The 19,483-nt window shown below is 68.3% G+C and carries 18 protein-coding genes; 13 read left to right on the forward strand and 5 right to left on the reverse strand.

From position 1 onward, the window contains the following. Nucleotides 1-156: 156 nt before the first annotated feature. The gene (tyrS, locus tag QLQ85_RS01900) at nt 157-1,356 is read right to left on the reverse strand and encodes a tyrosine--tRNA ligase (RefSeq protein WP_282737444.1); all 1,200 of its coding nucleotides are present in this window, start codon (nt 1,354-1,356) and stop codon (nt 157-159) included. A gap of 119 nt (nt 1,357-1,475) precedes the next feature. Between tyrS and QLQ85_RS01905 the strand changes: the two genes are divergently transcribed. Then, on the forward strand, nt 1,476-2,615 hold the full coding sequence (locus QLQ85_RS01905; RefSeq protein WP_282737445.1) for an anhydro-N-acetylmuramic acid kinase: 1,140 nt from the start codon (nt 1,476-1,478) through the stop codon (nt 2,613-2,615). Nucleotides 2,616-2,637: 22 nt separating this feature from the next. Here QLQ85_RS01905 and QLQ85_RS01910 read toward each other — a convergent pair whose 3' ends face one another. Next, a complete protein-coding gene (locus QLQ85_RS01910) occupies nt 2,638-3,780 on the reverse strand; it encodes a PilT/PilU family type 4a pilus ATPase (protein WP_282737446.1) in 1,143 nt (380 codons plus the stop codon). A gap of 27 nt (nt 3,781-3,807) precedes the next feature. Continuing rightward, nucleotides 3,808-4,842, reverse strand: coding sequence for a type IV pilus twitching motility protein PilT (locus QLQ85_RS01915; RefSeq protein WP_282720792.1), 1,035 nt, complete (start codon nt 4,840-4,842; stop codon nt 3,808-3,810). Between the two features lie 67 nt (nt 4,843-4,909). Between QLQ85_RS01915 and QLQ85_RS01920 the strand changes: the two genes are divergently transcribed. From QLQ85_RS01920 to QLQ85_RS01950, 7 genes are all read left to right on the forward strand, one after another. Next, on the forward strand, nt 4,910-5,626 hold the full coding sequence (locus QLQ85_RS01920; protein WP_282737447.1) for a YggS family pyridoxal phosphate-dependent enzyme: 717 nt from the start codon (nt 4,910-4,912) through the stop codon (nt 5,624-5,626). A 59-nt stretch (nt 5,627-5,685) separates the two neighbouring features. Then, a complete protein-coding gene (gene proC, locus QLQ85_RS01925) occupies nt 5,686-6,510 on the forward strand; it encodes a pyrroline-5-carboxylate reductase (protein WP_282720794.1) in 825 nt (274 codons plus the stop codon). A gap of 64 nt (nt 6,511-6,574) precedes the next feature. Continuing rightward, nucleotides 6,575-7,168: a YggT family protein gene (locus tag QLQ85_RS01930; protein ID WP_282737448.1), complete on the forward strand. Its 594-nt coding sequence runs from the start codon at nt 6,575-6,577 to the stop codon at nt 7,166-7,168. A 53-nt stretch (nt 7,169-7,221) separates the two neighbouring features. Beyond that, nucleotides 7,222-8,379 (forward strand): homoserine O-succinyltransferase MetX, encoded by a 1,158-nt coding sequence (gene metX, locus QLQ85_RS01935; RefSeq protein WP_282737511.1) that lies wholly within the window; start codon nt 7,222-7,224, stop codon nt 8,377-8,379. Further along, nucleotides 8,379-8,978: a methionine biosynthesis protein MetW gene (metW, locus tag QLQ85_RS01940; RefSeq protein ID WP_102629292.1), complete on the forward strand. Its 600-nt coding sequence runs from the start codon at nt 8,379-8,381 to the stop codon at nt 8,976-8,978. The genes metX and metW overlap by 1 nt, the downstream gene beginning before the upstream one ends. Nucleotides 8,979-9,027: 49 nt before the next feature. Beyond that, nucleotides 9,028-9,480, forward strand: coding sequence for a DUF4426 domain-containing protein (locus QLQ85_RS01945; RefSeq protein WP_282737449.1), 453 nt, complete (start codon nt 9,028-9,030; stop codon nt 9,478-9,480). 8 nt (nt 9,481-9,488) lie between these two features. After that, complete coding sequence (locus QLQ85_RS01950) at nt 9,489-10,760, forward strand: RNA polymerase sigma factor (RefSeq protein ID WP_282737450.1); 1,272 nt, start codon at nt 9,489-9,491, stop codon at nt 10,758-10,760. A 50-nt stretch (nt 10,761-10,810) separates the two neighbouring features. On the opposite strand, the gene sfsA is transcribed toward QLQ85_RS01950, so the two are convergent. Further along, nucleotides 10,811-11,587: a DNA/RNA nuclease SfsA gene (gene sfsA / locus QLQ85_RS01955; protein ID WP_282737451.1), complete on the reverse strand. Its 777-nt coding sequence runs from the start codon at nt 11,585-11,587 to the stop codon at nt 10,811-10,813. 4 nt (nt 11,588-11,591) lie between these two features. Beyond that, the gene (locus QLQ85_RS01960) at nt 11,592-12,752 is read right to left on the reverse strand and encodes a pyridoxal phosphate-dependent aminotransferase (RefSeq protein WP_282737452.1); all 1,161 of its coding nucleotides are present in this window, start codon (nt 12,750-12,752) and stop codon (nt 11,592-11,594) included. A 226-nt stretch (nt 12,753-12,978) separates the two neighbouring features. Here QLQ85_RS01960 and dksA point away from each other — a divergent pair, with 226 nt between their 5' ends. From dksA to QLQ85_RS01985, 5 genes are all read left to right on the forward strand, one after another. Further along, nucleotides 12,979-13,416, forward strand: a complete 438-nt coding sequence (gene dksA, locus QLQ85_RS01965; protein WP_102629279.1) for an RNA polymerase-binding protein DksA — start codon at nt 12,979-12,981, stop codon at nt 13,414-13,416. A gap of 90 nt (nt 13,417-13,506) precedes the next feature. Beyond that, nucleotides 13,507-14,400: a tRNA glutamyl-Q(34) synthetase GluQRS gene (gene gluQRS / locus QLQ85_RS01970; protein ID WP_282737453.1), complete on the forward strand. Its 894-nt coding sequence runs from the start codon at nt 13,507-13,509 to the stop codon at nt 14,398-14,400. A gap of 12 nt (nt 14,401-14,412) precedes the next feature. Beyond that, a complete protein-coding gene (locus tag QLQ85_RS01975) occupies nt 14,413-14,589 on the forward strand; it encodes a hypothetical protein (RefSeq protein WP_170064182.1) in 177 nt (58 codons plus the stop codon). A 36-nt stretch (nt 14,590-14,625) separates the two neighbouring features. After that, on the forward strand, nt 14,626-17,586 hold the full coding sequence (locus QLQ85_RS01980; protein ID WP_282737454.1) for an ATP-binding protein: 2,961 nt from the start codon (nt 14,626-14,628) through the stop codon (nt 17,584-17,586). Further along, nucleotides 17,564-18,943 carry a sigma-54-dependent transcriptional regulator gene (locus tag QLQ85_RS01985; protein WP_282737455.1) on the forward strand — a complete coding sequence of 460 codons (1,380 nt, stop codon included), beginning with the start codon at nt 17,564-17,566 and terminating at the stop codon, nt 18,941-18,943. Before QLQ85_RS01980 ends, QLQ85_RS01985 begins: the two co-directional genes overlap by 23 nt. The last annotated feature ends 540 nt before the right edge of the window (nt 18,944-19,483 follow it).

A 19,483-nucleotide genomic window follows, 5' to 3' on the forward strand; every position in this document is an offset into this window, starting at 1 on the left:
GACATGGAAGACCATCCACAGCCCGCGCGGCGGCCGGGACCCTGTGGACAAGTCAGCCACTGCCCGGGAGACGACAACGCCCGCGCGAGGCGGGCACTGGCAGTGAGGGCTTCGGGAGACCCGAGGAGCCACCGATTCGTCATCCGTTGCTCCAGGTCAGCGCACCGTCACCCGCGCATAGCGCTTCTTGCCGGCCTGGATCACGTAGCTCTTGCCGGTATCCAGCATATGGTCGCGCTCGACCACCTCGCCATCCACCTTCACCCGCCCGTTGCCCAGCATGTCCTTGGCCTGGGCACTGTTGTTGGCCAGCCCCGAGCGGTTGAGTACCGCGGCGATCGGCGCCTGGGCGCCGCCCTCGAAGTCGACCTCCACCTCGGGCAGGTCTTCCGGCAGCTCGCCCTCGGCGAGCAGGTTGCCGGCGGACCGGTGGGCGTTGGCCGCGGCGTCCGCACCGTGATACCGGCCGATCAGCTCGCGGGCCAACACCATCTTGATGTCGCGGGGGTTGGCCCCCTGCTCCGCATCGCGCTTGAGCGCCTCGATCTCCTCGTTGGGCTTGAGCGAGAGCAGCTCGAAGTAGCGCCACATCAGGCTGTCGGGCATGGAGACCAGCTTGTTGAACATGGCCCCCGGCGCCTCGTCGACGCCGACATAGTTGCCCAGCGACTTGGACATCTTCTGCACGCCGTCGAGGCCTTCCAGCAGCGGCATGGTGATCACCACCTGGGGCTCCATGTCGAAGTGCTTCTGGATCTCTCGGCCCATCAGCAGGTTGAACTTCTGGTCGGTGCCACCGAGTTCCACGTCCGCCTTCAATGCCACGGAGTCATAGCCCTGCACCAGCGGGTAGAGAAACTCGTGGAGGGAGATGGACTGTCCGGACTTGTAGCGCTTCTCGAAGTCGTCACGCTCGAGCATGCGCGCCACGGTACTCTGCCCGGCCAGCTCGATCATGTCGGCCGCGCTCATGGCGGAGAACCACTCGGCGTTGAAGCGCACCTCGGTCTTCTCGGGATCGAGGATCTTGAACACCTGCTCCTTGTAGGTCTCGGCGTTGACCCTGACCTCCTCCGCGGTGAGCGGCTTGCGCGTCACGTTCTTGCCGGAGGGGTCACCGATACGGCCGGTGAAGTCGCCGATCAGGAAGATCACCTCATGGCCGAGCTCCTGGAACTGGCGCATCTTGGTCAACAGCACGCTGTGACCCAGGTGCAGATCGGGGGCCGTCGGATCGAAGCCCGCCTTGATGCGCAGCTTGCGCCCGGACTCGAGCTTCTTGACCAGCTCCTCCTCGAGCAGGATCTCCTGGGTGCCTCGTTTCAGAAGCGCCAGCGCGCTCGCCACATCGGTCATCTTCTCCCACTCCACGACATCACGGTTGATCCCCCTGCGTACAGGGCCCATCGAATGGGGCAGAATGGTAGCATGACTCGGTGGCGTGCGGTTACGCCACCTCGACTCGGGAGACACACATGTCACTGTTCATCGGCCTGATGTCCGGCACCAGTCTCGACGGCATCGACGCCGCCCTGGTGGAGATAGTGGAGAGCGACGCGATGGGCCGCCCGCGCCTGGTGGCGACCCACGCCGAACCGATGCCCGAGCCGCTGCGCCAGCGCCTCTGGCGGCTCTGCCATGCCGAGCGGGTGAGCTTCGCCGAGCTGGCCGCTGCCGAGGATGCCCTCTGCCGCCTGCAGGCCGACACGGTGGAGGCACTGCTGGCCACCAGCCACACGCCGCGCGAGGCGATCGCCGCCGTGGGCAGTCATGGCCAGACCATCGAGCATGCCCCCCACGGCCATGATGGCGGCCCCGCCTATACCCTGCAGCTCGACAACCCCAGCCTGCTCGCCGAACTCACCGGCTGCCCGGTGGTGGCCGACTTCCGCCGCCGCGACCTCGCCGCCGGGGGGCAGGCGGCTCCCCTCGCCCCGGCCTTTCATGAAGCGCTGCTGCGTGCCCCGGGCGAGTGGCGGCTGGTGCTGAACCTGGGCGGTTTCGCCAACCTGACGCTGCTGCCACCGACGGAGGACGAACGGGCTCCGCTCGGCTTCGACACCGGCCCGGCCAATGCCCTGCTGGATGCCTGGCATGCCCGCCACCGCGACGGGCGCTTCGATGCCGGAGGGGAGTGGGCGGCCTCGGGCCGGGTGGATGACGCCCTGCTGGAGCGCCTGCTGGCGGAGCCGTTCTTCCACCAGCCGCCCCCCCGCAGCACGGGCCGCGAGCTGTTCCACCTCGACTGGCTGGAACGACGGCTGACCGGGGAGGAGGCGCTGGAGGATGTGCAGGCGACACTCGCCGAGCTGACCGCGACCAGCATCGCGCTGGGCATCGGGATGGCGCGGGAACGGCTGGCGGCCCCCTCCGCCGCCGCCCTGATCCCCTGCGGCGGCGGTGCCCACAACGCCGATCTGCTGGCCCGCCTGGCGCGCCACCTGCCCGAGACGCCGCTGGTCGCCAGTGCCGACTGGGGCTGGCCCGCCGATTGGCTGGAGGCCGGCGCCTTCGCCTGGCTCGCCTGGCGAAGGCTCCAGGCCCGGCCCGGCAACCTGCCCTCGGTCACCGGGGCTTCGGGGTGCCGCATCCTCGGCGGTGTCTACGCCCCCTGACCGGCATACGGCCACGGCATGCCTAGAAGTCGTCCTCGTTGCGCAGCGACAGGTGGTTCGCCGCCTCCCTGGCCTGGGTAAGCCCCTCGCTGTTCTGGTCACCGTACTTGATCATCATCCGCAGGTCGTTGGCGGAATCGGCGTGCACCAGCGCCACCTCCTCGGTGATCCTGCCCGCCCTGAAGAGGTCATAGAGCGCCTGGTCGAAGGTCTGCATGCCCAGGTCCCGCGAGCGCGCCATGACGTTCTTGATCTCGGTCACCTCGCCCTTGCGCACCAGGTCACCGATCAGCGGCGACTTGAGCAGGATCTCGATGGCCGGGCAGCGGCCACCGTCCACCGTCGGCAACAGCTGCTGCGCGACGATGGCCTGCAGGTTGAGCGACAGGTCGAGCCAGATCTGCTCGTGCCGCTCATGGGGGAAGAAGTGGATGATGCGATCCAGCGCCTGGTTGGCATTGTTGGCGTGCAGGGTGGCCAGGCAGAGGTGGCCGGTCTCGGCGAAGGTCAGCGCATGCTCCATGGTCTCCCGGGTACGCACCTCGCCGATCAGGATCACGTCGGGCGCCTGGCGCAGGGTGTTCTTCAGCGCCACCTCGAAGGAATCGGTGTCGATGCCCACTTCCCGCTGGTTGATGATCGCCTTCTTGTGCGGGTGAACGTACTCGATGGGATCCTCGACACTGATGATGTGGCCGCCGATGGTCTCGTTGCGCTGCTGGATCATCGACGCCAGGGTGGTCGACTTGCCGGTGCCGGTGCCCCCGACCACGAACACCAGGCCGCGCTTGATGTTGGCCAGTTCTCCCAGCACCGGGGGCAGCGACAGCTCCTCCAGGTGGGGAATATCGAAGGCGATACGGCGGATCACCATCGCCAGCTGGTTGCGCTGCTGGAAGGCGCTGACCCGGAAACGACCGCGCCCGCTGAGGCTGAGCGCGAAATTGGCCTCACGCTCGGCCTGGAAACGCGCGCGCAACCCCTCGGGGATCGAGGCGCTGACCAGTTCGTTGACCTGCTGAACACTGAGCGCCTGATCCCCCAGGGCGGTGAGTTGGCCCGTCATCTTCAGGGTCGGCGGGGCATTCACCGAGATCAGCAGATCCGACGCCTCCCTCTGCACCATGATGTCCAGCAGTTGGTGAAGCCACTCTGTTGCCGTCATGTCCCTGCTCCTCTACTCGTCTCGTGCTCAGCTCGCCAGCACGCTCTTGGCCTTGGCCTGAGCCTCGTCCCGGGCCACCACGTTGTCGGCCACCAGCCTGGCCAGCGAGGCATCCAGGGTCTGCATGCCCAGGTTGCCGCCGGTCTGGATCGCCGAGTAGATCTGCGCCACCTTGTCCTCGCGGATCAGGTTGCGTACCGCCGCCGTGGCGACGAGAATCTCGTGGGCCGCTACCCGCCCCCCGCCCTGGCGCTTCAGCAGGGCCTGGGAGACCACCGCCTGCAGCGATTCGGAGAGCATCGAGCGCACCATGGACTTCTCGTCGCCGGGGAAGACGTCGATGATACGGTCGATGGTCTTGGCCGCCGACGTGGTGTGCAGGGTGCCGAACACCAGGTGACCGGTCTCGGCCGCGGTCAATGCCAGGCGAATGGTCTCCAGGTCACGCATCTCGCCGACCAGGATGATGTCCGGGTCCTCGCGCAGGGCGCTGCGCAGGGCCGGGGCAAAGCCATGGGTATCACGGTGCACCTCACGCTGGTTGACCAGGCAGCGCTTGCTGCGGTGGACGAATTCCACCGGATCCTCGATGGTGAGGATATGCTCGTAACGATTGTCGTTGATGTAGTCGATCATCGCCGCGAGCGTCGTGCTCTTGCCCGAACCGGTGGGGCCGGTCACCAGCACCAGGCCGCGGGGCAACATGGCCAGGCGGCGGAAGACGTCGCCCATTCCCAGGTCGTCCAGGGTCAGCACTTCCGAGGGAATGGTACGAAATACCGCCCCGGCCCCGCGCGCCTGGTTGAAGACGTTGACACGAAAGCGCGAGACCCCCGGGACCTCGAACGAAAAGTCGGTCTCGTAGAACTCCTCGTAGTCGCGGCGCTGCCGATCCGCCATGATGTCGTAGATCAGCTTGCGGACCTCGCGGTCCTCCATGGCCGGCACATTGAGCCGGCGGATGTCGCCGTCGACACGTATCATCGGCGGCAGGCCTGCCGACAGATGGAGGTCCGACGCGTTCTGCTTTGCCGAGAACGCCAGCAGTTCGGTAATATCCATGCGTTTCCCCTGCTTCCGGGATGATAAGGTTCCCTTCAGTTATGACCAGTATGACAGACCTTTCGTGATGAAGGCTTTGGTACTTTCCGAGTCACTGGCCGCTGCCCGTGCCCGCCTGGCCGAGGCCCTGCAGGACGCCGGGCGTCCCGTTTCCGGCGCCCGCCTGCTCGCCGTCAGCAAGACCAAGCCGGCGGCCCTGATACGCGAGGCCTGGCATCTCGGCCAGCGCGACTTCGGCGAGAACTATGTCCAGGAAGCCCTCGACAAGCAGGCCGAACTCGCGGACCTCGACGACATCGTCTGGCATTTCATCGGTCCACTGCAATCCAACAAGACGCGCGCCGTGGCCGAGCACTTCGCCTGGGTACACAGCCTAGACCGGGAGAAGATCGCCCAGCGTCTCAACGATCAACGCCCCGCAGGGCTCGGGCCACTCAACATCTGCCTGCAGGTCAACATCAGCGACGAGCCCAGCAAGTCCGGCGTCCTGCTCGCCGAGCTGCCGGCCCTGGCGGAGGCGGTGCTGGCGATGCCGGCCCTGCGCCTGCGCGGGCTGATGGCGATTCCCGCGCCGGTCGAGGACCGCGAGGCCCAGCGTGTGCCCTTTGCCCGGCTGCGCGAGGCCCTGGCGGCACTGCAGGAACGCTTCCCGGACGCGCCGCTGGACACCCTGTCGATGGGCATGACCGCCGACCTGGAGGCCGCCGTAGTGGAAGGCGCCACCCTGGTCCGGCTGGGCACCGCCATCTTCGGCGAGCGGGCAGCACGACAGGAACCACAATAATTCGCGTGCCGGTAACGCAGGCCGGCCAAACATTCGTCGACCGACACAGGACAGATCACATGGCCAGCAGAGTCACCTTCATCGGCGCCGGCAACATGGCCAGCGCCATCATCGGCGGCATGATCGACAACGGCTTCTCGCCCTCCGCCATCACCGCCACCTCGCCCAGCGACGAGATACTGGCCCCGGTACGCAGCCGACTGGGCATCCACACCGCGACCGACAATGCCACCGCGACCGACCAGGCCGATGTGGTGGTGCTGGCGGTAAAGCCCCAGGTGATGCGCGACGTCTGCGCGGGACTGCGTGACGTGGTCCAGCGCCGCCGGCCGCTGATCATCTCGGTGGCCGCCGGCCTGCCCGCCGAGACGCTCGAGCACTGGCTGGGCGGCAACCTGGCGGTGGTGCGCTGCATGCCCAACACGCCTTCGCTGGTCGGCGCCGGCGCCGCCGGCCTGTTCGCCAATGCCAACGTCAGCGACACGCAGCGCCGGCTCGCCACCGAGATGCTGGAGGCGGTGGGCCTGGTCGAGTGGGTCGAGCAGGAAGCCCTGCTCGATGCCGTGACCGCGGTTTCCGGCAGTGGCCCGGCCTACTTCTTCCTGATGTTCGAGGCGATGGAGGAGGCCGGCGTATCCCTCGGCCTGCCCGCCGAGACCGCCCGCCGCCTGGCGATGCAGACGGCGCTGGGCGCGGCGAAGATGGCCCAGCAGAGCGACAAGACCCCCGCCGAGCTCAAGCGCAACGTGATGTCCCCCGGCGGCACCACCGAGCGCGCCATCGAGCACCTGGAAAGCGCCGGCCTGCGCCGGACCCTGGGGGAAGCGCTCGAGGCCTGCGCCGCCCGAGCCCGCGAGATGGCCGACGAGCTCGGCAAGCGCTGACCCGGCCAGCATTCACTCGGCATGTGTATACAAGACTGAGTTTCCAAGACAAGGAGGAGCCCTGATGGGCAGTCAACTGGGAAGTGCCGGCCTGCTGCTGGTCAACACCCTCATCAATATCTATCTGTTCCTGCTGATGCTGCGCTTCCTGCTGCAGGCATCCCGGGCCGACTACTACAATCCCATCAGCCAGTCGGTGGTGAAGATCACCCAGCCGGCGGTGCGTCCCTTCCAGGGCTTCCTCGGCCCGGTGATGAACCGTTTCGACCTGGCCACCCTGGCGGCCGGTTTCGTGCTCAAGGCGGTGAGCATCGTGGTGATCCTGCAGGTGGCCGGCTTCGGCATGCCACCGCTGATCGGCGTGGCCATCGGCTCGATCGCGGCACTGGCCAACGCGATCCTGAAGATCTATTTCTTCGCGCTGATCGTGATGATCATCCTCAGTTGGGTCGCCCCCAACGCCAGCCACCCGGGTGCCTTGCTGGTGATGCAACTGGTGGAGCCGATCATGACGCCGCTACGCCGCGTGATCCCGCCGCTGGGCATGATCGACCTGTCGCCCATCGTGGCCTTCATCGCCATCAGCATCATCGATGGTATCGTGGTGGGCTCGCTGACCCGTGCAGCCGGCATCTCCGGCGCCCTGGTCGGCCTCTGAGCCAGGACACCATGACAACAGGCACCACGCAACGACTGGACACCGAACGACTGATGCCCGAGCTTCCGCGCGACTCGGTCGGCCTGGTGACGCCGCAGACGGCGCACTTCGACGACCCCCTGGCCCTGGCCTGCGGCAAGACGCTGCCGGCCTACGACCTCGTCTATGAAACCTACGGCACGCTCAACGCCGCGCGCTCCAATGCGGTGCTGATCTGCCATGCCCTCTCCGGCCACCACCACGCCGCCGGCTTCCACGCCCCCGACGAACGCAAGCCGGGCTGGTGGGACGCCCATATCGGCCCCGGCAAGTCCATCGATACCGACCGCTACTTCGTGGTCTCGCTGAACAACCTGGGCGGCTGCCACGGCAGCACCGGCCCGAACAGCGAGAACCCCGAGACCGGCCGCCAGTGGGGGCCGGACTTTCCCATGATGACGGTGGGTGACTGGGTCCATAGCCAGGCGCGGCTGGCCGACCGGCTCGGCATCGAGCGCTTCGCCGCGGTGATCGGCGGCAGCCTCGGTGGCATGCAGGTGGTCCAGTGGACCCTCGCCTATCCCGAGCGAGTCGCCAATGCGGCGGTGATCGCCGCCACGCCGAAGCTGTCGGCCCAGAACATCGCCTTCAACGAGGTCGCCCGCCAGGCGATCCGCTCCGACCCCGACTATCACGACGGCTGGTATGCCGAGCGGGACAAGGTGCCCCGACGCGGCCTCAAGCTCGCCCGCATGGTGGGACACATCACCTACCTGTCGGAGGACGCCATGGGCAGCAAGTTCGGCCGCGACCTGCGCACCGACGACCTCAACTTCGGCTACGACGTCGAGTTCCAGGTGGAGTCCTACCTGCGCTATCAGGGCGACACCTTCTCCACCTCCTTCGACGCCAACACCTACCTGCTGATGACCAAGGCGCTGGACTACTTCGACCCGGCTGCGCCCCACGGTGGCGACCTCGCCCGGGCCCTGGCCCCGGCGGCCTGCCCCTTTCTGGTGGTCAGCTTCACCACCGACTGGCGCTTCCCGCCGTCACGCTCGCGGGAACTGGTCAACGCCCTGGTGCGTGCCGGCAAGGCGGTCAGCTACGCCAATATCGACTCACCCCACGGTCACGACGCCTTCCTGATGCCCGAGCCCCGCTACCAGGCGGTGTTCACCGCCTTCATGGCCCGCGTGGCCCGGGACCTCGGCCTGGAGGACCACCCATGATGCGTGCCGACTTCAAGCTGATCCACGACTGGGTGCCCGAGGGGGCCCACATCCTCGACCTGGCCTGCGGCGACGGCACCCTGCTGGCGGCCCTGGCCCGCGACAAGAAGGTCACCGGCTACGGGCTGGAGATCGACCCGGCGGGTATCACCGCCTGCATCGAACGCGGCGTCAACGTCATCGAGCAGAACCTCGACGAGGGGCTGGCCAACTTCGAGGACGACGCCTGCGACCTGGTGATCATGACCCAGGCCCTGCAGGCCCTGCGCCGTCCCGACCGCATGCTCGACGAGATGCTGCGCGTGGCGGAAGAGTGCATCATCACCTTCCCCAACTTCGCCTACTGGCGGCACCGGGCCTATCTCGGTCTCAAGGGCTACATGCCAGTCTCCAAGTCGCTGCCCCACGCCTGGTACGACACCCCCAACATCCATCTGTCGACCTTCAACGACTTTGAACAACTCTGCCGCGACAAGGGTCTGATCATCGTCGACCGGGCGGTGGGTATCGGCGACCACGAGGGCCACTGGACCTCGCGCTGGTGGCCCAACCTGTTCGGCGAGATCGCCATCTTCCGCGTCACCCGCCGGAGTGACTGACTCGAGCAGAGAACGAACACGAACCGAAGCGCAAGATCGGGGGCATACCATGATCCAGCGAGTCCTGACCGGCCTGGCCCTGGGGTGGCTGTTGCTGCTTGCCCCGCCGCTGCCGGCCCAGCAGTTCGAACAGATCGGCGACTACCAGATCCACTACAGTGCGGTGACCACCAGCTTCCTGCCCCGCGAGGTGGCCGAGGAACACCGCATCCAGCGCAACCCGGTGATGGCGCTGCTCAATGTCAGCGTGCTCGAGGAACGGGAGGCCGGCACGACCCGGGTCGTGCCGGCCACCGTCAACGGCCGGGTCGGCGAGCTGGGCAGCGGCGACGGCGAACCGCTCGCCTTCCGTACCCTGCGCAGCGGCGACAGCGTGTCGCAGATCGCGGTCTTCCGCATCCACGAGGATGCCCCCATGCGCTTCGACCTCGAGGTGCGCTACGACCGCAACAGTGAGCCCGCCGAAGTCAGCTTCATCCAGCGATTCTATATAGACAGGTGACCCTTCGGATGAGTGCGAACCTGCCGGAGACCCCGGCGCCACTGCAGCAGGCCCTGGACGCCTGCCGCCACCGGGACCCCGAGGGATTCCACCGGCTTCGGCAAGCCGTCGCCCCCGCGATGCTAGCCACCGCCCTTCACTTCGTGCAGGACGTCCGCCAGGCCGAGGATGTCGTGCACGACACCCTGCTGCTGGCCTGGCTCAATGCCGAGCGCTTCGCCGCCGATGACCTCCCTCCGGGATCCTGGCTCTTCACCATCCTCGGCAGCCGGCTGCACAGCCAGCTCGAGGCTCTGGCTGGCCGCCCCCCCTCGGCCCCCCGAGCGGTCCCCACCGGGTTGCAGGGCCAGGCCCTCTGGACGCTGGCCCGTGACCTGGAGTCACGACCGCCCAGTGCATCGCTGGGCGATCGCCTGACCGAGTCCCTGTCGGCTCGGCTGGCGGCCCCGCAGCTGCCGAAGACCCCCACCGGGGAGCTGGTGCATCCGCCGCTCTACGACGCCCGGCTCCGCCGCAAGATGCTGACGTCGCGCCTCGCCTACCAGGCCAAGGAGGGCTTCAAGCGTCGTCTGGGCCGGCCCCTGGAGGAGTGGGCATTCCGGCGCTGGCTGGCCCAGCGACCCGTCGGCCAGTGGCTGGAAGCCCAGGGGTTGCCACGGCGCAGTGTCGAAGCCGCCCTGGGCGATCGCCTGGATCTCGAGGTGAACCCCGGGCGACTGGTCCGCTGCATGAGCTATCCCGATGCCTTTCCCGACCGCACGGAGCGGCGCAAGGCCTCGAACCTGTTCCTGTGGTCCGGTGACTGGGACCTGCCCCACCACTCCCTGGCCGACAGCAGTCGCACCCGCTTCATCCAGGATCTCTGGACCCATCGGCTGGAGCCGAGCCGCAGCGAGACCTTCCGGCGGCTCGAGCAGCAGCGGGAACAGGGCCGCCCGCTGCGCTCCCACCACAAGGGGATGCTGCTCGACAGCCGTGAACGCATCCTCGAGTACCTGCGGCTCTACCTGCTGTACATGGAGAACATGGCCTGTTTCGGCTTCGACAAGCACGAGGGCAAGGACAGGCTGGGGGTGACGATCGACCGTCACGGTCGGATCATCAAGACCAACAAGGGCCTGCATCGGCTGGCGATGGCGCAGGTCCTGGGGCTCGCCGAGATCACGGTCCGGGTCCGCAGCGTTCACCGCCAATGGTGGCAACGACACGCCGGCGACGCCAAGGGACGAGACGCCCTGGAGCGCGTGGCACAGGCCCTGCCCGAGTGCGTCCCGGCCTGAGCGAACGACGCCAGCGGGTGCCGCGTGGCGACCTCTGGGTCGCCCCCGACTCAGTCGAGGCCGAGGGCGACATCCACCCGGCGCTCGAGTGACACCGGCAGCGCACCGCCCAGGCGGATCGCCGTCGGTACGCCTTCGCGACGCATGACCTCGCAGCGGTGCGCCAGCACCTCGACGCCACGGCCAGCCACGTCGCGCAGCGTCGCCGCATAGCCCGGATCCAGGTGATCGGCCGGCGCCACGTCGGGGATGCCCTCGTGGGCCACGCAGAACAGCAACACGGCACGCTGGCCCCGGGCGGCGAGCTCGGCCAGCACCTCCAGGTGCTTCCTGCCGCGCACGCTCACCGCATCGGGGAAATAGCCGTGGCCATCGGCTTCTCTCAGCGTCACCTGCTTGACCTCGACGAAGGCCGTGCCGCGCACCGGATCATCGAGGCGAAAATCCAGCCGGGACGCCTTCTCCCCGCCCCCGTGCGCCACCTTCGCCTCGCGCCGGAGCGCCGCATAGCCGGCGAGCGCCGGCACCCGCCCCTCGCCCAGCGCCTCCTCGACGATGCGGTTGGCGCGGCCGGTATGCACCGAGGCCATGGCCCGCGAGCCATCGGGCTGGGGCAGCTCGATCAGCTCCCAGGTCCAGGCCAGCTTGCGCGCGGGGTTGTCGCTCGCCGCCAGCCACACGCGGCCGCCCGGCACGCTCACCGCCCGCATGGAGCCGGTGTTGGGACAGTGCGCCACCACCTCGCGACCGTCGTCGAGGCGCACGTCGGCGAGGAAGCGCTTGTAGCGACGCAGCAGGGTACCGGGGACCAGCTCGGCATACTGCATGCGCCTAGCCCCTGGCCAGGAAGCGTTCGAGCCGGCTCACCGCCTCCTCCAGGCGCGCGATGCCGGTAGTGAAGGCGATGCGCACGTGATGCTCGCCACCGGCGAGGGCGAAGTCGATGCCCGGGGTGATGGCGACGTTCTCCTCCTCGAGCAACCGCCGGCAGAAGGCCTGGCTGTCGCGGCTGTAGCGCGAGATATCGAGCCACAGATAGAAGGCCCCCTGGGGCGGCAACGACGGCGCCAGCCCGAGCCGCGCGAGCCCGGCCAGCAGGGCATCGCGGCGGCGGCCGAGCTCGACGCGCCGGCTTTCGAGGACCTCTCGACACTCGGGCGTGAAGGCGGCCAGGGCCGCATGCTGGGCCGGCGTGGGCGCCGCCAGGAAGACGTTCTGGGCCAGCCGGGTCAACGGCTCCACCGCATCAGCGGGAGCCAGCAGCCACCCCAGCCGCCAGCCGGTCATGCCGAAATACTTGGAGAAGCTGTTGACCACGAAGGCGTCCGGGGTAACCGACGCCACCGACAGCGGCTCCAGGTCATAGCAGAGGCCCTGATAGATCTCGTCGACCAGCAGTTGCCCCCCGCGCGCCGCCACGGCAGCGGCCACCCCCGCCAGTTGCTCGGCATCGAGCATATGGCCGGTGGGGTTGGAGGGGCTGGCGAGCATCGCCAGGCGGGTATCGTCGCGCCAATGGCGGGCGACCAGGTCCGCGTCGAGCTGCCAACCGCTCTCGGTGCCTACCGGTACGGCGTCCACCTCGGCGCCGGCCAGGGCCATGAAGTGGCGATTGCAGGGATAGTTGGGGTCGGCCATCAACACCCGGTCGCCGGGGCCGACCAGCAGCTGGCTGGCCAGCAGCAACGCTCCCGACGCCCCCGGGGTGATCAGGACCCGCGCGGGATCGACCTCGGCGCCGAAATGCTTGCTATAGTGACCGGCGATGGCCTCGCGCAGCGCCGGCAGCCCTGCCGCCGGCGTATAGCGGGTGTGCCCCGCCGTCAGTGCCGCCTGGCCAGCGGCCACCACCGGTGCGGGGGTCGCGAAGTCGGGCTCGCCCACTTCCAGGTGGATCACATCGTGCCCGACCGCCTCCCGGGCCTGGGCGGCCTCCAGCAGGCTCATGACCCGGAAGGGGGCGACCCGCTCGACACGCGAATTCCATGACATGACTGGCTCCTGTGCCTGTGCGATGATCGGCCGGAATGGGCATTCTTTCGTCGCCACGCGGTCCAACGGGGACATTGTACCGACTTTCGTTGCACCCGCGCAGATTGGGCAGCCAGAGGAGTTGCAAAGCCTGCGTTTTTCCGCTAAACAAGCATCCTTTTGGCGTGAGATACCTTGCACCATGGCGGGTATTGATCAGCAGTCACCACAGTAACGAGGCAGTCCCATGCCAGTAGCAGAAAAGAAGACGGAAGCTCCCAAGAAATTCACCCCGTACGAGCCGGCCGCGGGTGAAGAGTACATGAACGAACAGCAGCTGGAGCACTTCCGACAGATCCTGCTGGGCTGGAAACAGGAACTGATGGAAGAGGTGGATCGCACCGTGCGCCACCTGCAGGAAGAGGCCAACAACTACGCCGATCCGGCCGACCGCGCCACCCAGGAGGAGGGCTTCAGCCTGGAGCTGCGCACCCGCGACCGTGAGCGCAAGCTGCTCAAGAAGATCAACGAGACCCTCGAGAAGATCGACGAGGACGACTACGGCTTCTGTGAGGCCTGTGGCGTCGAGATCGGCATCCGCCGGTTGGAAGCGCGGCCCACCGCCACCCTCTGCGTCGACTGCAAGACGCTCGCCGAACTCAAGGAAAAGCAGCTGGGCGGCTGAGCCGGCCATGCCGATCGCCTTGCAGCAACGTCGCGACGGGCACCCCTGGGTGCCCGTTTGCATGTCTGACGCCCACCGGCGGAGCCAGCCATGAGCCACTACCGCGGCCGCTTCGCCCCGACCCCCTCGGGGCCGCTGCACTTCGGCTCGCTGGTGGCGGCGCTGGCGAGCTTTCTCGATGCCCGCCGGGTCGGCGGGCAGTGGCGGCTGCGCATCGAGGACATCGACCCGCCGCGCTGCCCGCCGGGTGCGGCCGAGACCATCCTGCGCCAGCTCGAGGCCTTCGGCCTGGAGTGGGACGGACCGATCCACTGGCAACACGAACGCGGTGCGGCCTATCAGGCGGCGCTGGACACCCTGGTCGACCGGGGCCTGGCCTACCCCTGCAGCTGCTCACGCAAGCAGTGGCGCGACCACCCGATCTATCCCGGCTGGTGCCGCGAGGGCCTGCGCGAGCCCGGCAAGCCGGCGGCCTGGCGGCTGCGCAGCGATCTCGGCCTGCGCCCGGTCGTCTGGCACGACCGGCTGTTCGGCGAGCAGCACTTCGACCCGGCTACGCTCGGCGATGTGATACTCAGGCGCAAGGACGACCTCTGGGCCTATCAGCTCGCCGTGGTGGTGGACGACGCCGACCAGGGCATCACCGATGTGGTCCGCGGTTTCGACCTGCTCGACAATACCCCCTGGCAGCGCCAGTTGCAGCACGGCCTCGACCAGCCCGAACCGCGCTACCTGCACCTGCCGCTGATCATGGGCGGCGACGGCCAGAAGCTCTCCAAGCAGAACCTGGCACCGCCGCTGCCACTGGACGACGACGCGGTGCGGCCACTGCTGCACCGGGCACTGGTGGCGCTCGACCAGCGGCCGCCGGCGGAACTCGCCACGGCCCCGGTGGCCGAGCAGCTCGCCCGGGCGATCACGACGTGGGACGCCGGCCGCATCCACCCCCGCCCCGAGCGTTCGGCCACCGCGGCCAGCCACTGAGAGGAGCGCACCGTGTACGTCTATCGCCTCATGCTCTTCCTGGTCTTCGGCGGCTACCTGCTCTCGCCGCTACTGATGAGCGGCTGGGCCAACCCCGGGGTGGCCTGGTACCGTCCCTTCCTCATCTGGGGAGTGCTGATCGCCCTGACGGTGTGGCTGGAGCAGAAGAGGAAACTCGATGAGCGCTGACAGGCTACCGACGAGCCCGGGCGACGAGGAGCGCCGATGAGCGCCAGCCTGGCCAGTGTCCTGGCGCTGGGAACCGGCTACCTGCTGCTGCTGTTCCTCTGTGCCCTGGCGGTGGAGCGTGGCTGGATACCCTCGCGCATCGCCCGCCACCCGGCGGTCTATACCCTGGCGCTGGGTGTCTACGCCAGCGCCTGGGCGATCTACGGCAGCCTGGAGCTGGCCAGCAATGCCGGGTTCGGCTACCTGGCCTACTACCTCGGGGTGGCCGGCGCCTTCCTGCTCGCCCCGGTGCTGCTGGTACCGATCCAGCGCCTGAGCCGCACCTACCAGCTCTCCTCGCTCGCCGACCTCTTCGCCTTCCGCTTCCGGTCACGCTGGGTCGGCACCCTGGTCACCCTGGTCAGCCTGCTGGCGGTGATACCGCTGCTGGCCCTCCAGGTACAGACCATGGGCGACGCCATCTTCCTGTTGACCGGCGCCGCCTCGCCGTCGCTGCTGGCCCTGGTCTTCTGCGTGCTGATCGCCCTGTTCACCATCCTCTTCGGCGCCCGCCACACCCGGCTGCACGCCCGCCACGACACCCTGCTCGTCACCATCGCGCTGGAGTCGGCGGTCAAGCTCGGCGCCATGCTGGCGCTGGGTGCCTTCGCCCTGTTCGTCGTCTTCGACGGCCCCGCCGACCTCCAGGCCTGGCTGGACGGCCCCGGTCGTGCGGCCCAGGCCGGCGTCGAGCACCTCGACCCGGCCCAGTGGCGCACCCTGTTGCTGCTGTTCTTCGCCGCGGCCTTCCTGATGCCGCACATGTTCCATATCACCTTCGCCGAGACCCTCTCCCGACGCACCCTGCTCCAGGCCGCCTGGACACTGCCGCTGTTCCTGCTGCTGATGGCACTGCCGGTGCCGCTGATCCTGTGGGGCGCCCAGCGGGTCGGGGCAGAAGCCACGGGGGGCGGGGCGGCCTACCTGGCCTTCGCCCTCTCGGAGTCCTGGTGGGTCGGCGCCCTGGCCTTCATCGCCGGCCTGGCAGCGGCCAGCGGCACCATGATCATCATCTCGTTGGCGCTGTCGGGGATGATCCTCAATCACCTGGTACTGGTGGCCCACCCGCCGGTCGACCAACCCGACCTCTACCGCTGGCTGCGCTGGCTGCGCCGGGCGCTGATCGGTGCGGTGATCCTCGGTGGCTGGCTCTTCTATCGCACCGTAGGGGTGCACCACGACCTCACCACCCTGGGCCTGGCCGCCTTCATCGGCATGGCCCAGTGCCTGCCGGGCATGCTGGCGCTGCTCTACTGGCCCGGGGCCAATCGCAAGGGGATGGTGTCGGGCCTCGTCGCCGGCACCCTGATCTGGCTGGCTGGCCTGTGGCCCCCGCTGCTCACCGGCCTGCCGGCCCTGGTACTGCTCCCTCCGGGGCTCGAGGGGCTCACCGGCGAGCCGGTGTGGTACATCGTCACCCTGGTGTCACTGGCCACCAACATCCTGATCCTGATCCTGGTCTCGCTGGCCACCCGGACTTCACCGGGGGAGCGGGCCGCCGCCGAGGCCTGCTCGGTGGACGCGGTGATCCGGCCCAAGCGGCTGCCGCTGGAGGCCACCAACGGCGAGGAGTTCAAGCACTACCTGGCCCGGGCGCTGGGCGAAGATGTCGCCTCGCGCGAGGTCGACCGCGCCCTGGCGGCGCTGCATCTCTCGCCGCTGGAGAGCCGCCCCTACGCGCTGCGCCGCCTGCGCGACCGCATCCAGGCCAACCTGTCCGGCTTGATGGGCCCGTCGGTGGCCCAGGACATCGTCGACCGTTACCTGCCCTATCGCCAGGATGGCGGCGACGCCACCGAGGACATCCACTTCGTCGAGAGCCGCCTGGAAGCCTACCGTACCCGCCTGACCGGCCTGGCCCGGGAGCTCGACGGCCTGCGCCGCTACCACCGGCGCACCCTGACGCGCCTGCCCGTGGGGCTCTGCGCCTTCGGCGACGACGGGGAGCTGCTGATGTGGAACGACGCCCTCTCCACGCTCACCGGCATCCCCGGCGAGAGCGTGATCGGCGCGCGTCGCGACAGCCTCCCCGCCCCCTGGGACGAGCTGCTCGGACGCATCCTCGCCGAGCCCCACAGCCACCTCTACAAGCAGCCGGTGGAACTGGAAGGCGGCCTGCGCTATCTGACGCTGCACAAGGCCGAGCTCGAGGACGATGACGACGAGCGCGGCGGCAAGGTGATCCTGATCGAGGACCACAGCGAGATGAAGTGGCTGGAGGACGAGCTGGTGCATGCCGCCAGGCTGGCCTCGATCGGCCAGTTGGCCGCCGGCGTGGCCCACGAGATCGGCAACCCCATCACCGGCATCTCCTCGCTGGCCCAGAACCTGCGCTACGACACCGATGATCCCCAACTGCTCGAGACCGCCGGACAGATCCAGCAGCTCACCGACCGGGTCTCACGTATCGTCTCCTCGCTGGTCGGTTTCGCCCATGGGGGCCGCCATGTGGCGGGCCAGGCCTTCGCCCCGGTGTCGATGGCCACCGTCACCGACGAGGCGCTGCACTTGATCCACCTGGCCCGCTCGGGGGAGGATGTGGACTATCACAATCTCTGCCCCCCCGACCTGGTGGTCCAGGGCGACGCCCAGCGGCTCCTGCAGGTGATGATCAACCTGCTCGGCAACGCACGCGACGCCAGCGAGCCGGGCGGCCGGGTGATCGTCGACGCTACCCCGGAAGGGGAGTGGCTGCTGGTCACCGTGACCGACGAGGGCCACGGCATTGACGAGCGCGTCCGCGACCACCTGTTCGAGCCGTTCACCACCACCAAGCCGCCCGGTGAGGGAACGGGGCTCGGCCTGCCACTGGTCTATAGCATCATCGCCGAGCATCGCGGGCAGATCGATATCGACTCCCCGCCGCCTGGACAGCCCTGCGGCACCCGCATCAGCCTCTGGCTGCCCCTCAACCGACAGGATGGTGAAAGCCCCGATGAGCCGGATTCTGATCGTTGAAGACGAAGCCATCATCCGCACCGCGCTGCGGCGGCTGCTGGAGCGCCATGACTACCGGGTCAGCGAGGCCGGCTCGGTAGCCGAGGCCCTCGAGCTCGATCCCCAGCGCTTCGACCTGGTGATCAGCGACCTGCGCCTTCCCGGTGAAGCCGGCACCGAGCTGATCGCCCGTGCCGCGCCCATTCCGGTGCTGATCATGACCAGCTACGCCAGCATGCGCTCGGCGGTGGACGCCCTGAAGCTCGGTGCGGTGGACTACGTGGCCAAGCCCTTCGACCACGACGAGCTGCTCGAGACCGTGGCGCGGGCACTTCACCAGCAGGCCGCCCGCAGCACCGAGCCTCCCGACATCACGGAGCCGGGGGGCAACGCCCAGCCGATGATCGGCAGCTGCGCCGCCATGCAGGTGGTCTATACCCGCATCCGCAAGACCGCCCCCGCCGACGTCACGGTGCTGATCCAGGGCGAGTCGGGCACCGGCAAGGAGCTGGTGGCTCGCGCCATCCATCAGCAGAGCAGGCGCGCCGCGGCGCCGCTGATCTGCGTGAACTGCGCGGCGATTCCCGAGACGCTGATCGAGTCCGAGCTGTTCGGCCACGAGAAGGGCGCCTTCACCGGTGCCAGCGCCGCCCGCACCGGCCTGGTGGAAGCCGCCGACGGCGGCACCCTGTTCCTCGACGAGATCGGCGAACTGCCACTGGATGCCCAGGCGCGCCTGCTGCGCGTGCTGCAGGAGGGCGAGATCCGCAAGATCGGCTCGGTGGAGACCCGCCACGTCGACGTGCGCCTGATCGCCGCCACCCACCGTGACCTGCGCGCCCTGTCACGCACCGGCGAATTCCGTCTCGACCTCTACTACCGTCTCAACGTGATGCAGATCGACCTGCCGCCGCTGCGCGAGCGCGACGACGACATCCTCGAGATCGCCGACATCCTGCTGGACAAGGCGTGCCACCGCCATGGCCGCGAGGGACTGCGGCTGTCACGCGCCTCCCGGCGCACCATCCACGACTACCCCTGGCCCGGCAACGTGCGCGAGCTGGAGAATGCCCTGGAACGCGGCGTCATCCTCGCCGAGGGTCACCTGATCCACCCCGATGACCTGGGGCTGTCGGCGCCCCCTCGCCCGTTGGCCGCCCCCCCGCCCAGCCCCGACCGCGGCGCCGACGAGCCGGGCGACGCCGAGGAGGACCTCTCGCTGGAGGACTACTTCCAGCACTTCGTGCTCGAGCACCAGGACCAGATGAGCGAGACCGAGCTCGCCCAGAAGCTCGGCATCAGCCGCAAGTGCCTGTGGGAGCGGCGGCAGCGACTCGGCATCCCGCGCAAGAAGAGCCCCCGACGCAGCGCCGGATGAGCCGGGCGCGGCCCTCCTCCGTGTCGTGCCCCGACGTCTTAGACCAAGGTTCTAGTGCCCGCGACCGACGCCGCGGGCGCAGTATTTCCAGCTCCCGGTCCGCTTTTGCACCACTTGTTACCTTCCCACCCAGGGAGTGCCCCACGAAGGGGCCCGTCCGGTAACACTCCCGCCCCCTCCTCGATACCCCCATCGACCGGCTACCAGTAACACCATGATTTTAAATGGGTAAAAATGACATGGCATGAGACCTGCTATCATATAGGGCAAGAAAAACAAATCCGGATGTCACCCACTGCCAACAACAACAACAGGGCAGAGACGCGGTGACGGGCCTGACCCGCCAACAAGAACAATACCCTCGGGCCAGAGATGCTGCAGACGCGACGACCGGCAACAACAACAGCAAGACGGTCACGCGCGAGCCCTTCGGGTCAACAAGAACAAGACGCTCGAAGCACCGGAGCCATCAGGACGCGACGCACCAGATTACGGCCGCCAACAAGAACAACGGTCGTCAAGGTGCACTCCCGGCAACAA

The organism is Halomonas kalidii (genome assembly GCF_030010475.1).
Classification (GTDB): domain Bacteria; phylum Pseudomonadota; class Gammaproteobacteria; order Pseudomonadales; family Halomonadaceae; genus Halomonas; species Halomonas heilongjiangensis.